The 13709-nt window shown below is 47.4% G+C and carries 9 protein-coding genes; 5 read left to right on the plus strand and 4 right to left on the minus strand.

Features of this window, described 5'->3' with window-relative positions; all coding sequences use genetic code 11:
- Positions 1-74: 74 nt before the first annotated feature.
- Positions 75-896: a tetratricopeptide repeat protein gene (locus DWY79_RS02130; RefSeq protein ID WP_008780061.1), complete on the minus strand. Its 822-nt coding sequence runs from the start codon at positions 894-896 to the stop codon at positions 75-77.
- A gap of 158 nt (positions 897-1054) precedes the next feature.
- Here DWY79_RS02130 and DWY79_RS02135 point away from each other — a divergent pair, with 158 nt between their 5' ends.
- The 3 genes from DWY79_RS02135 (at position 1055) to DWY79_RS02145 (ending at position 5643) form a co-directional block, all read left to right on the plus strand.
- Positions 1055-1900: a mechanosensitive ion channel family protein gene (locus DWY79_RS02135; RefSeq protein ID WP_005854480.1), complete on the plus strand. Its 846-nt coding sequence runs from the start codon at positions 1055-1057 to the stop codon at positions 1898-1900.
- Positions 1901-2392: 492 nt separating this feature from the next.
- Entirely contained in the window at positions 2393-2722 is a 330-nt protein-coding gene (locus tag DWY79_RS02140) for a hypothetical protein (protein WP_005854481.1), read from the plus strand.
- Positions 2723-2988: 266 nt separating this feature from the next.
- Complete coding sequence (locus DWY79_RS02145) at positions 2989-5643, plus strand: DUF6383 domain-containing protein (RefSeq protein ID WP_122368768.1); 2655 nt, start codon at positions 2989-2991, stop codon at positions 5641-5643.
- 108 nt (positions 5644-5751) lie between these two features.
- Here DWY79_RS02145 and DWY79_RS02150 read toward each other — a convergent pair whose 3' ends face one another.
- A complete protein-coding gene (locus tag DWY79_RS02150) occupies positions 5752-6576 on the minus strand; it encodes a hypothetical protein (protein WP_005864407.1) in 825 nt (274 codons plus the stop codon).
- An 88-nt stretch (positions 6577-6664) separates the two neighbouring features.
- Between DWY79_RS02150 and DWY79_RS02155 the strand changes: the two genes are divergently transcribed.
- Entirely contained in the window at positions 6665-8095 is a 1431-nt protein-coding gene (locus DWY79_RS02155; RefSeq protein ID WP_005854484.1) for a CCA tRNA nucleotidyltransferase, read from the plus strand.
- 129 nt (positions 8096-8224) lie between these two features.
- Here the strand turns inward: DWY79_RS02155 and DWY79_RS02160 are convergent, their stop codons facing one another.
- Positions 8225-10438: a bifunctional (p)ppGpp synthetase/guanosine-3',5'-bis(diphosphate) 3'-pyrophosphohydrolase gene (locus DWY79_RS02160; RefSeq protein ID WP_057329061.1), complete on the minus strand. Its 2214-nt coding sequence runs from the start codon at positions 10436-10438 to the stop codon at positions 8225-8227.
- Positions 10439-10614: 176 nt separating this feature from the next.
- Here DWY79_RS02160 and DWY79_RS02165 point away from each other — a divergent pair, with 176 nt between their 5' ends.
- Positions 10615-12135 carry a DUF4301 family protein gene (locus tag DWY79_RS02165; RefSeq protein WP_122368769.1) on the plus strand — a complete coding sequence of 507 codons (1521 nt, stop codon included), beginning with the start codon at positions 10615-10617 and terminating at the stop codon, positions 12133-12135.
- A 48-nt stretch (positions 12136-12183) separates the two neighbouring features.
- Here the strand turns inward: DWY79_RS02165 and DWY79_RS02170 are convergent, their stop codons facing one another.
- Positions 12184-13497: a Gfo/Idh/MocA family protein gene (locus tag DWY79_RS02170; protein WP_011966673.1), complete on the minus strand. Its 1314-nt coding sequence runs from the start codon at positions 13495-13497 to the stop codon at positions 12184-12186.
- Positions 13498-13709: the final 212 nt, after the last annotated feature.

Below are 13709 nucleotides of genomic sequence, written 5' to 3' on the forward strand. Positions count from 1 at the left end.
GCTCACGCGAGTAGTGGCATTGGCCTACGCCACTACTCGCGTGAGCCGATGCCACTATACGTATAAAAACAGCCTTAACGAGCCATCTTCATCAACTCGTCGATAGTCGTTTTATCATATCCCATATCCTCAGCTTTCTTGAAGTCTAAGGCGGCCGATGCCTTCTCATATTGGGCGAGTTTTACTTTGCCTCGCAATACATATAAAGCGGCTGTCGGGGTACTTTCCACGAAAACACGATTGATATCGGCCATAGCCCGGGCGTTCTTGCCCATCATGAAGTATAGATCGGCACGGCCTTCGTATAAGATCCATTCACGGGGCATCTCGCTGATCAAGTAATTAAAGATGCGTTCGCTCTCATCGTAATTCCCCCGTAGCTTTTCGAGAATCGCGTGTCCCAGACGTCCTTTCACGGATTTCTCGTTTACTTCCAGTATCTTATCGAAATCCTGCTCGGCCAAAAGATAGTTCTTATGTTGTAAATGAAGCATTGCCCTGCAATATAACGCCTCTTGATGATGGGGGTTCAAGATTAACAGGGCATTGTAATCGTTCGTCGCTTTTTCTATCTCACCCATTTCCGTATATAAGCCGGCACGATTTTCCAGTATGGCCTCATTATTCGGATGGCGGCTTAGGGCGGCGGTATAGGAGAGAAGGGCATCTTCCAGTTTCCCTTGTCTACGCTGTATCGTCCCGAGATTCATGAGCAAGGCGTAGTTATTGGGGTTGCCCGGTTCAAGGCGCATGGCGGCTCGTAGGCTCTCTTCGGCGGAGACTAAGTCGTTCTTGTCCAAGAAGTCAAAACTTTTCTCGACAAACTTCTCGTATGTCTGAGCGTGGCCATAGCCTATTGAAAGGAAAAGGGCGGCGAGTATCGCAAGGATTTTCATGCTGTCGAATTTAACGTGTTATTTGATTGATCGCAAAGCTACGTAATTATTTCATGGTTTTACCAGATTAAAAAAACTTTATACCTTTGCTACATTTCATAATATTTTGGAAGATCAGATTGTTATATAATTAATAGATTAATTAAAATAGAAGAGATATGGTATTATTAGCAGCTGTAGAAGCGAGTTCTAAATTAGAGGAAGCTATCAGATCCTTGGTTGAGCATGGCTCCCAATTGGGTTTTACGATTATTAAAGCCCTTATTGTCTTCTTGGTGGGACGATTGGTTATAAACTTACTTAATAAACTGGTTCGGAAGATATTGAGCAAACGGGATATCGATCCTTCTGTCAAGACTTTTGTCGGCAGTTTGGTGAATGTCAGTTTAACCATTTTATTGATTATTTCAGTCGTAGGGGCGTTAGGCGTTCAAACTACGTCGTTTGCCGCCTTGTTGGCTTCCGCCGGTGTCGCTGTCGGTATGGCATTGAGCGGTAACCTGTCAAACTTTGCCGGTGGATTGATCATCCTTCTTTTCAAGCCTTATAAGGTGGGTGATTATATTGAGGCGCAGGGCGTTGGCGGTACCGTGAAAGAGGTCCAGATGTTCCATACCGTATTAGGTACGGTTGATAATAAGGTCATTTATATACCGAACGGCTCTTTGAGCAGTGGCGTTGTGACTAATTTCAGTAACCAGACGACTCGCCGTGTAGACTGGACTTTTGGCGTGGAATACGGCAGCGATTATGAGAAAGTAAAGCAAGTGATAGAGTCTGTATTGGCGAAGGATTCCCGCATCTTGTCCGAGCCGGCCGCTCCGTTTATCGCCTTGACAGCCTTGGCGGACAGCAGCGTAAACGTGGTAGTACGTGTTTGGGTAAACAGTTCCGACTATTGGGGCGTGTATTTCGATATTAACAAGAATATCTACGCGACCTTCAATGAGGTAGGTATCGGTTTCCCATTCCCGCAACTTACCGTACACCAAGCGAAGGATTGAAGTTCGTGATAATCTATGACTTGTCCTTAAAAGGAATCTTTTTGTTCAAAAATCTTTGAGTTTCGTTAGATGAGCGGTTATTTTATAGATGGTTGAACAAAAAGATTTATCTTTGTGAATCGCAAATTAGAGATTAGACACAGAGTGTATATGATATTACGGAACTTTATTTTATTACTTTAGTATTTTTATTTGATTATATTTAAGTAGAATGATTTAAGGCTCATCCTTATATAGATTAAGGGTGGGCCTCGTTTTTTATAGTAGTGTGTAGAGATTCCACACTCTCGTGGGGAAATTTTCCACATTCCACGGTTTGTTCCACACTTTGGCAACCGAATGATTGATTCTTCGCTTTTGGTTAATTGTCGGATTTACAACTTATTATTCTCTTGTCGTTTTTTAGGGTGAGTTTTGGCACGGAGATTGCACCCTATACTGCGAATTTATGATGTAAGAGAAAAAAGGTTTAGGTATTTAGGTTTTTAAGGTATGAAAAAGATTGTTTACGGGGTTATTGTCGCTTTATGTGGCTTATTTATTGCCCCTGATGTAGAAGCGCAAGCCGGGATGGCCGGTAGCGCTAAGGAAACAGTGGCACAGGATAAATTTTATCCGATCGAGGTAACTGATATGCCCCAAGTATTGCGTGATGCGGTAAATACTTCCTATGAGGGATGTATGGTGAAATCAGTTGAGGTGTCAAACAATAGCACGTTTGTGAAGTATAAGGTAGTATTACTTTCCAGAAATGGTAAGATATATAAGGTTTATTTCGATGACAGAGGTCATGTCGTAAAAGAACATGCTTATTTCGAGTAAGCCTGTGAAGATATTTATTGAGTAGATTAGATTTCCAGCCGTTTTGCCTGTGAAGGTGGAGCGGTTTTTCTCCAAAATATATAGTTTCATGATATTACTATATAAATACACTGTTTACATTTTTAGTAGTATAGTCGTCCTGTTCGTGAGAATAGGACGATTTTTGTTATAAGACGCTAAATCGATTGTTAATCTCATACGCCCTCAAAACCTTTTCTAAACAACCCCTGTTTAGACTGTGATTAATAAATAAAATCTATTTGATTATGGACAAAAAATGTACTCTTATTGCTGCGGCCCTGATGGTTGCGGGCGTATTCTCGGCTAATGCTCAGTCGAGTACGACCGTTCCGGAGGCTCAGTGGAAAGCCGGTAACTATTATTATTTAAAGACAGGTTCTTCCGTTTTGTCTTTAAGTGGTGAGAAAGCCGACTCAGTAATTGTTAAAACTTTGGCGTCAGACGCTACCAAAGCCGCTATTGATTCTGCCTTGTGGCAAATCACGAATGCGGGCACGACTCCTGCTGGTCCTGTGTATCAATTCAAGAACAAGAAGACACAGGCCGTTTTGTCGTTTGCGGCTTCATCTACGGCAAAGCCTGTTATCACATCGGGCGTGAATCAGTGGACATTCTCTGACGCTGCCGGTGGTAGCGCTATTCAGGCTTATTTCGGAAACAATCAAATCTTGGCGTTGGATGTAGCTGGGACAGACTTGAGCTTAGGTTCTTCTGCCTCTTCTACGAAATTTACCGTAGAGGCTCCTAGCGACGCTATGTATTTGAGCGCAAGTGAGCTGGGGGATGGTTTCCAAGTCTTTCAATTGACGTTTGGAGGAAATTATCAAGGAAATATCTTCGAGGGTAAGAACTTGATAGCGAAGAATACGGCGGCTCCCGCTACAGGCGCTATTGCGAACGCTAAATATGTGACCTTGCAGATCCAAGGTGACCAAGTATTTAGTGATGGTAAAGCAAAATACTTAGGTGTCGATACATTGAAGAATGTGATAGCCGGTGCTACCGGTGTATATGGGGCTAAGTTTACGGCTGACTCCACCTATGACGCTAGTGGCTTGCATACACTGGGTAACGCTGATTTCCAGAAATTCTATTTCACGATCAACTTGAAGAACGATGCTTTGGCTATGTATGCCGCTGCCGCTCCGACCGTGAACGCAAGTCCGATGACCTCCGTTCCGAACGTACGTGTCGTATATGCCAGCGTGATCGAGACGAAAGCCTTGACCGTATCTGACTTGCAGTCGGGTTCTACTCAACCTGCTCAAGGAGCCGCTCCTGTTATTACCGTAACGAAGGGAACTCCTTCTACGATCGCTACAGGTACAGGCGTATACTTCTTGAAGAGTGCGAGCAAGGGCGATAAGGGCGGACAATACGCTGTCGCTTACGATAAGAGTGCCGCTTCCGATAAATTGGTAACTGCGGCAGGTTTCAAACCTTCTATTTATCAACCGAAGGGACAATGGTATATCAAGGAAAACAACGGAATGTATTCGGTTGTAGACCGTAATACGAATACGACTATTATTTCTAACGAGGAGATCTTCGCCGTTCAAGGTATGGCCAATACCTATACATTTGGGGGTAGCATCGATTCTATTACGGTGGAATATCAAGCGAATGTGGATTTAAAGGATAAATTCTTGGGTACTCGTCACTTCTCTGCGGAGGAACTCGCCGATAATGGTTATGTATTGAACTTGATCTCCGGTACTCCGGGCGTAGACGATCTGTATGCGTTTACTTCAGATTCCGTATTGATGATTAAATCCGGTGACGCAGCGAACGCAGCCGCTCTTCGTATCGTGGTTAGCCAAGATTCCGTACAGAATGTAACGGATGGTTTAGGTGCCCGTGCTTTAGGTGATACCTTGTATCATGCGACTTATATGTTGAAAGAACGTTTCAGCAATGATTTGGTTGCCAGCGAGAATGGTGGGCCGTTGAAATTATCTGATTATACCGCTCCGTTGGAATTCGTATTCAATACGGCTACGACCGGTGGCAAATACCAGATGGCTACAAGGGTAGGCGCGACCACTCAATATGTCTTTATGAACGTGAATACGGCGAACCTGATCCTTTCCGATAAGGTTAACTACTTCGACTTTGTCGCTGTAGAGGCTCCGGAGTACGCTTCTATCGACAATTCTCACAAGCGTTTCGGTACGAATGGTAAGTTCTTGACGATGAATCCGCTGAATTTCTTCGCCGAAGTGAAGAACGAAGGCCAAGATATCTTGAAGTCAACTTATGAGACTGACAACTTCTCTTTGTGGGTTCAAGAAGCCGATACCGTGATCGCTGGTAAACCGTTGTATTTCATCACGACATCGATCTATACGCCGGAGACAACTACCAAAGCTGTTTCTCCTCGCTACTATATGGTATCCTTGCGGGATTCTAACGAGACATTCGTTAGCAATGGCGCTACTTACTATCGTGTAGGCTTCAGCGATAAAGCGAATATCGTTCCGTCTTTGGATAACAATGCTTTGTTCGCCTTCAAGACAACTCAGGATGGTGGTTACTTATTGGAGAACCAGAAAGAGCTGAATCGCACCGTGGCTGCGGGCGAGTTGAAGACTCCTTATGTAGGTGTGGTAAACAATGTTGTGGTAATGTCTAATGTTGGCGTTCCGTTCACGATCGAGAATGCTCCGACTCCGGTTTCCAACGAACAATTGGAAGAGGTTGCCAGCTTCACGGTAATCGCTGGCGAGGCTAGCGTTACGGTCTTGAACGCGGCAGGCAAGACGGTTACATTGTCTAACATCTTAGGTCAGACCACCGCTTCCGCTATCGCTTCTTCAGATAACTTCGTGATGCCGGCATCGAAAGGTATCGTGGTAGTTTCCGTTGATGGCGAGACCGCCCAGAAGGTCGTCGTTAAATGATGAATAACTGATAGTGGATATCAGTCTGTATACTAACGCCGGGATTCCTACTGTATGGTAGGGGTCCCGGTGCTTTGTTTATAGGTAGGCCATTTGTATGGAGGGATTCTACTCCTCCAGTTTATTCTTTAGATAAGCGATCTTCTTCTCTGATTTCTCTTTCAAGGTGTTCATGCTCTTGATATCGCTTAATACGGTGGCGAGGTTGAAGGTGTTGACGATCGCTTTCTTGTCGGCGTCCGCCATATATATAATGTAAGGCTTGCCTCCCGTGTATTCCACCTTGATCCGCTCTTTCTCGTTATCGTAGATGAACTTGACGGCATCGACGCAGTGCTCCCCCTTGTAGGTCACTACCTCCGTGGTGCTTCCCATATCCTTGAAGCGGTAATTCAGTCCGCCGTCGTACGGGATGGAAGCGGTCTCGGCGAATTGGCCGTCTTTCAGGCTCAGCTTGATTCCCGTATGCTCGATGGGGCGTCCGCCGTAATATACGCTGGCCAGATACATCTCGCCCTCCTCGTTCACGCCGCAACGTACGTAACAACGTTGCACGTTGCGCTCGATCGTCTGCTGTTTCCAGATATAATTGCCGATTTCCTCGTAAACGGAATCCTTCTCGAAAGCGAAGCCTTTCTTCAATCCCTCTACTTCCTCCAGCTTGATCGGGAGTAAGCTGTCGCAGAAAGCGATGTTTCGCTCCGCCTCCTTTACTTCTACTTGGCGCATAAGCGTTAATCCCTGCTTCAGCACCTTTACTTCCTTGGGATAGAGCGTCCGGATACTGTCTATCTCGTTCTTCGCCCCGAAAAACTCGTTATTCTCGTACATGGCCCGGGCCTTGTCCAAACGGGCCTGAGCCGCTTTCTCGTCTCCGTTACAGCCCGTTAAAATGGCGGCAATGAGCGTTATACAGATCGCTAACTTTTTCATATCTTTCTCGTTCAATGTATTTGATACCGCAAAAGTACATGAAATTTGATTATCTTTGCGCTCTTTATTGGATTTGGAATACATAAATATGTATATAAACGAGGAAGAGATAGTAAATCATATATCCGCGAAGCCTTTCCATTTGATATCGGAGGCGGCGGAAGAGCTAGGTGTTGAGGTATATGTAATAGGCGGATATGTGCGGGATATTTTCTTGAACCGCCCATCCAAGGATATAGACGTGGTAGCGGTAGGCAGCGGTATCGAGTTGGCCAAACGAGTGGCCAAGAAGATCGGGCGTGGCGCTTATCTTTCCGTCTTCAAGAATTTCGGGACGGCGCAGGTGAAAGCCGGCGATCTGGAGCTGGAATTCGTGGGGGCGAGGAAAGAATCCTACAGCCATGACAGCCGTAAGCCAGTCGTGGAAGATGGCACTTTGGAGGATGACCAGAACCGCCGCGATTTCACGATCAACGCTTTAGCCCTTTGCCTGAATAAGGAGCGTTACGGAGAATTGGTCGATCCCTTCGGCGGGTTGGAGGATATGGACGAGCTTACGATCCGTACGCCTTTAGACCCGGATGTTACTTTCAGCGATGATCCGCTCCGGATGATGCGCGCGGTTCGTTTCGCCACTCAATTAGGTTTCTTTATCGATCCCGATACCTTCGACGCCATCATCCGCAACCGGGAGCGTATCTCCATCATCTCCAAGGAGCGTATCGTGGACGAGTTGAACAAGATCGTCCTCTCGCCAAAGCCCTCTATCGGTTTCGACTTGCTGGATAAATGCGGACTGTTGCCATTGATTTTCCCCGAGCTTTGCGCCTTGAAAGGTGTGGAGACCAAGGAGGGGATCGGGCATAAGGATAATTTCGCCCATACCTTGATGGTGCTGGATCGTTTGAGCAAGACTTCCGATAATCTATGGCTGCGTTGGAGCGCCCTCTTCCACGATATCGCCAAGCCTGCCACGAAGCGTTTCGACCCTCGCTTGGGATGGACGTTCCATAATCATAATTTTATCGGTGAGCGGATGATCCCCGGTATTTTTAGGAAGATGAAACTCCCGATGAACGAGAAGATGAAGTACGTGCAGAAGATGGTAAGCCTGCATATGCGTCCGATCGCCTTGTCGGACGATGAGGTGACGGATTCGGCGATCCGCCGTCTGCTGTTTGACGCGGGAGATGATATCGACGATTTGATGAAACTGTGCGAGGCCGATATCACGAGCAAGAACCCGGAGAAGGTTCGCCGTTTCTTGAACAACTTCCGTAAGGTGCGCGAGAAGCTGGCCGATATAGAGGAAAAAGACCGTGTCCGTAACTTCCAGCCCCCGGTATCCGGCGAGGAGATCATGGAGACGTTTGGCTTGGCTCCCTCCAAGCCTGTCGGCGTGCTGAAAGAGGCGATCAAGAACGCCATCCTCGACGGCGTGATCCCGAACGAGTATGAGGCGGCCCGTCAATTCCTTATACAACGTGCGGAGAAGATGGGGCTGAAGCCGATTCTGTGATCCGGGTATAGTCACAAGGCCCAGTCTTACAGTTGGCCCAGTCCCCTGTACGAAGTACTGCGGTACTTCCTAGAGGGGACTGTAGTACTTCGTACAGAGTACTACGGTACTTCGTGCACAGTACACTGTCTAAGAATTTAATCGCTCTACCGCTTTCACGCCGTTTACCGCCTTGATCTTTTTCGTCAGCAAGTTTAATGCGGTCGTATCTCTTACCAATACGGTAAAGTTACCTTGGAATAATCCGTCTACCGAGTTGATGTTTAAGGAGCGAAGCGTGACGTTCGATTCTTTTCCGATCACGGAGGTGATGTTGGTGACGATCGCTATATCGTCCCGTCCGATCACCCGCAGCGTAACCGTATAGCCATTGTCTCCCTTGCCACTCCATTTCGCGCGGATGATCCGGTAACCGAAGCGGCTGAACATCTCTTGGGCGTTCGGGCAATCCATGCGGTGTATCTTGATACCTTGCGTGGAGACGAAACCGAAAACCTCGTCGCCATAAATCGGGTTGCAGCATTTGGCGAGTTTATATTCGATACCCGTCAGGTTCTTGTCGATCACCAAGACATCCTTGTTCGTCGATATCTCCTCCACCGGAGTCATCGTCACGAATTCCTCGGCGCTACGCACCTCGGTACGCTCGTTCGTCTCCGTCTCCTTGCGGAAAGCCTCCAGATATTCGTCGATTACTTGGTTGGGATCGAGGCGTTCTTCGGCGATCTCGATATAGAAGTCCGTGACGGTCTTGAATCCTTTCTTCTTGATATAGCGCATCATGGTTGGCTCGTCCATGTCGATCTTCCGGTTCTTGAAGCGGCGCTGCAACATCTCCTTGGCGAATTCCACGGCCTTCACGGTCTCCTCCTTCAAGGCCTGCTTGATCTTCACACGGGCCTTGGAGGTGACGACGAAGTTCAGCCAATCCCGCTTCGGGCTTTGGGCGGGCGACGTGATAACGGATACGCTATCGCCGTTGTTCAAGGTGTATTTGATCGGAACGTTCTTACCGTTCACTTTCGCCGACACGCATTTGCTTCCCAGCTTCGTGTGGATGGCAAAGGCGAAATCGAGGACCGTCGCTCCCTTGGCCAGCTTGATAAGCTCGCCGGTAGGCGTGAAGACGTAGATCTCATCCTTATATAGATCCATCTTGAAATCCTGCATCAAGTCGAGCGGATTATTCTCCTTGGCCTCCAAGGCGGCACGTACGGTATTCAAGAACTCGTCTAGCCCGCTCTCTGCTTTCACGCCCTTGTATTTCCAATGCGCCGCTAGGCCTCGCTCGGCGATCTCATCCATTCGCCTCGTACGGATCTGCACCTCTACCCATTTATTTTGCGGCCCCATAACCGTGATGTGCAAGCTCTCGTAACCATTGCTCTTCGGGATAGAGATCCAGTCCTTCATACGCTTCGGGTTGGGCTGGTACATATCGGTGACGATGGAGTAGACTTGCCAGCATTCCGAGCGTTCCTTCTCCAGCGGCGTATCCAATACGATCCGGATAGCGAAAAGATCGTAGATACCCTCGAACTCCACCTGCTGCTTTTTCAGTTTGTTATTAATGGAATGTATGGATTTAGTACGTCCCTTGATATCGAACTTGAATCCCGCCGCCGTCAGCTTCCGCTTGATCGGGGCGATGAACTCGGCGATATAAGCGTCGCGGGAGCGTTTCGTCTCATTCAGCTTCCGCTTGATGAAGTCATACTGTTTCCTGTCCGTATATTTCAAGGAAAGGTCTTCCAGCTCGCTCTTGATCGTATATAAACCCAGTCGGTGGGCGAGGGGAGCGTACAAATAAGAGGCCTCGGTAGCCAGTCGGATACGATCATCCTCTTGCATCTGTTTTCCCATACGCATGAGGCAGAGGCGGTCGGCGATCATAAGCAAGATCACACGTACGTCCTCAGCAAACGAGAAAAGCAAATGATGGAAATTCTCCGAGTTGACGGCGGTGTTCCGGGCATACAGGTCGGAGGTCTTCAAGAGGCGACGGATGATCAAGGTCACGTCCGCCCCGAATTTTTGCTCCACTTCCTCTATCGTGATCGCCTTCTTCAATACCGGGCGGTATAATAGGAGGGCGATGACCGAGGTACGTTTCAAGCCAATCTCCAAGGTGGCGATCAAGGCCGTGTCGATATTTCGCAATAAACCGTTGATACCATTCTTATCCCTGCCGTAGCAATCGAGGGCGACAACCCGCTTCATCAGCTCCTTCATCTTCCGGATATCTTCCCTCTCGAGGAAAGAGTAAAGGTTTCGTAACAGGAGCCTGTATTTGGAGAAGAACAGCTTCTTTTCCTCAGACGTAAAGAATCCAATTGTATCCATAGTTATATCATTTTTATTGCCCGGTTGAGGACAAACCGCAAAACATGCTGTAAAAATACTTTTTTCTATGGAATTTCAACACGTATCTTGCGGTTATTTTATACATTTGCGATACACATAGCGCATAAGTGCCCTGTGGCGTTACTGATGAGATTATTCACATTAAATACTATACTATGTTAAACGCGAACGATTTAGAACAGCTGAAAGCCAAAGGAATCAGCGAAAAACAGATTGAAGAGCAACTCGCTTGCTTCGTAAAAGGTTTCCCTTTCCTTGAGATAGCGGCCTCCGCTTCGGTAGAAAAAGGTATTATGGTAATATCTAAAGAGGAACAGGCTTCTTATATGGATGCTTGGGACGCTTATCTGGCTAAAAACAAGAAAATCGTAAAATTCGTACCTGCCTCCGGTGCCGCTAGCCGTATGTTTAAGAATCTGTACGAGTTCCTTTCAGCGGATTATAAGGAACCGACGAACGCTTTCGAGAAGAAATTCTTTAGCGAGATCGAGAAATTCGCTTTCTATAAGGCTTTGGACAAGAAGTGCGTGGAGAATACAGGGAAAGATATTCCTGCGTTGGTAGCCTTGGGCGAGTACAAGGAGGTGGTATCCAATTTATTGGAGCCGAAAGGCTTGAATTACGGACAGCTACCGAAAGGTTTGTTGCTTTTCCATAAATATGCCGATACGGTTCGTACGGCGATGGAGGAACATCTGGCCGAAGGCGCCATGTACGCCAAGAATAACGCCGGCGAGGTGAATATCCATTTCACGGTATCTCCGGAGCATCAGGCTTTATTCGAGCAATTGGTTGCCGATAAATCTGGCGAGTACGAGGAGAAGTTCTCTGTGAAATACGATGTCTCTTTCAGTATCCAGAAACCGAGTACTGATACGGTAGCGGCCGCTATGGATAACACGCCGTTCCGCGATAAGAATGATAAGTTATTGTTCCGTCCGGGTGGGCATGGAGCCTTGATCGAGAATTTGAACGATGTGGATGCCGACGTGGTATTTATCAAGAATATAGATAACGTGGTTCCGGATAGCTTCAAATGCTCTACGGTTATCTACAAGAAGGTGATCGCCGGTGTCTTGGTAACATTGCAGGAGAAAGCCTTCAGATATCTGGAACAGATCGAGACCGGCAAATATACCCATGCCGAGGTAGAGGAGATGATTCATTTCTTGCAAGACGACCTATGTATCAAGAACCCGGATACGAAATTACTGGAAGACGCCGAGTTAATCCTGTATATCAAGAGCAAACTGCTTCGCCCGTTGCGTGTATGCGGTATGGTGAAGAATGTGGGCGAGCCGGGTGGCGGTCCGTTCCTTGCGGTGAATCCGGACGGTACGGTTTCCTTGCAGGTGCTTGAAAGCTCCCAGATCGATATGAGCGATCCGGCTAAGAAGGCGATGTTTGAGAAGGGTACTCACTTTAATCCCGTGGATTTGGTTTGCGCCGTTAAGAATCACAAGGGAGAGAAATACAACTTGCCGGATTACGTGGATAAGAATACGGGCTTCATCTCTTATAAGAGCAAGGATGGCCGCGAATTGAAAGCGCTGGAATTGCCGGGCTTGTGGAACGGTGCCATGAGCGACTGGAACACGGTATTCGTAGAAGTTCCTATCGAGACATTCAACCCCGTGAAGACGGTGAACGACCTGTTACGCCCCGAACATCAATAAATACCCAGTTGTAGAGACGGGGCGTGCCCCGTCCCTACAACTAGATCCTTATATTTTCGGTAATTCCCACGGTGCCCTGTATTCCTTGCACAATAGTTTATCCGCCTCCGTATCATGGAAACTCTTTCCATCCCACGATAATTTCTTACCCGTGCGATAGGCTATATTCCCTAATTGGGAGAACTTGGCGATATGCGCCCCGATCTCTACGCTGGCATTGCAATTCCGGTTCCGGCTCTTGATACATTCCAAATGATTCTTCGCATGCAAATTCAAGCCACCCTCTCCGTATGACTTCTTCAAGGGAACAGCCTCCATGCGGGCCTGTCCGTTTACCTTTTCCGGAATAACCTCCCAGCCGCCACGATCGATCACCAAGGTACCGTTCTCGCCAACGAATCCTAGGCCATGATTCCGTCCGTAGGCCCCGTCGTCAATGCCGATCGCATGATCCCACATAACGGTGAAGTCCTTGAATGTATAAATGGTTTGCAATAAGTCCGGGGTCTCGCAAGCGTCATCCGGATAACCAAATTTACCTCCGGAAGCCATGATAGACTCCGGTGCGGTGACGTTCATGCCATACAATGCGTAATCCAGTAAATGTACGCCCCAGTCCGTCATCAAACCTCCCGCATAATCCCAGAACCAACGGAATGTGAAATGAAAACGGTTCCGATTGAACGGACGTTTCGGGGCCGGCCCCAGCCACATATCATAGTCCACTCCGGCGGGCACCGCCTCGTCCGGCTTGACGGGGATAGAGGGGCACCAACCTTGATAAGAGAATACACGTACGGTGCGTATCTTACCCAGCTGTCCGCTATGTACGAATTGCATGGCGTCCTGCCAATGCGGATCGCTACGTTGCCATTGGCCTACCTGCACGACCCGGTTGTATTTCTGCGCCGCCCGTACCATGATGTTACATTCCTCGATACTATTTCCCAGCGGTTTCTCACAATACACATCCTTCCCGGCTTGGCAAGCGGATACCATTTGCAGGCAGTGCCAATGATCGGGAGTACCTACGATTACGAGATCGATATCCTTATTGTCTATCAATTTACGCCAGTCTTTATATAAATGCTTTACTTTCTTCCCGGTGATCTTCTCGGTCTCTGCCGCCCGATTATTCAATACGTTCTCGTCAATATCCGACAAGGCGATACACTCTACTTCCGGATTACGAAGGAACGCTTTCAGGTCTTCGAATCCCATGCCGTTACATCCGATAAGCCCGACGCCTATCTTATCGTTTGCGCCCACACCAGCGCTCCCGGCTTTAATGAAAAAAGGACTGATGGTAAGTCCGGCACCGAGCAAAGCGGTCTGCCGGAGAAAATCTCTTCGAGTTGTCATGGTATTACTATTGATTTAAAGTATTTGCAATATTAAGCGAAATCCTTTACAATCGCAAATGATAATAGCTTTTTAACTACTTACTTAGTCGATGAAGTATATATCCTATGGCACTTGAAGTATATATCCTGTGGTACTTGAAGTATATCTGTCCGGTAAGGTTGGTATTGTAAGGATATGTACCATTGCGTCTTTGTAAAAAAAGTTATTAA

This window comes from Parabacteroides sp. AF27-14 (assembly GCF_003635425.1).
GTDB classification, from domain to species: Bacteria; Bacteroidota; Bacteroidia; order Bacteroidales; family Tannerellaceae; genus Parabacteroides; species Parabacteroides distasonis.

Bases quoted from the DNA above. Each gene is read 5' to 3' on its own strand.
- DWY79_RS02170 (WP_011966673.1), bottom strand. From the start codon at position 13,497: ATGACAACTCGAAGAGATTTTCTCCGGCAGACCGCTTTGCTCGGTGCC.
- DWY79_RS02160 (WP_057329061.1), bottom strand. From the start codon at position 10,438: ATGGATACAATTGGATTCTTTACGTCTGAGGAAAAGAAGCTGTTCTTC.
- DWY79_RS02130 (WP_008780061.1), bottom strand. From the start codon at position 896: ATGAAAATCCTTGCGATACTCGCCGCCCTTTTCCTTTCAATAGGCTAT.
- DWY79_RS02140 (WP_005854481.1), top strand. From the start codon at position 2,393: ATGAAAAAGATTGTTTACGGGGTTATTGTCGCTTTATGTGGCTTATTT.
- DWY79_RS02165 (WP_122368769.1), top strand. From the start codon at position 10,615: ATGTTAAACGCGAACGATTTAGAACAGCTGAAAGCCAAAGGAATCAGC.
- DWY79_RS02155 (WP_005854484.1), top strand. From the start codon at position 6,665: ATGTATATAAACGAGGAAGAGATAGTAAATCATATATCCGCGAAGCCT.
- DWY79_RS02135 (WP_005854480.1), top strand. From the start codon at position 1,055: ATGGTATTATTAGCAGCTGTAGAAGCGAGTTCTAAATTAGAGGAAGCT.
- DWY79_RS02150 (WP_005864407.1), bottom strand. From the start codon at position 6,576: ATGAAAAAGTTAGCGATCTGTATAACGCTCATTGCCGCCATTTTAACG.
- DWY79_RS02145 (WP_122368768.1), top strand. From the start codon at position 2,989: ATGGACAAAAAATGTACTCTTATTGCTGCGGCCCTGATGGTTGCGGGC.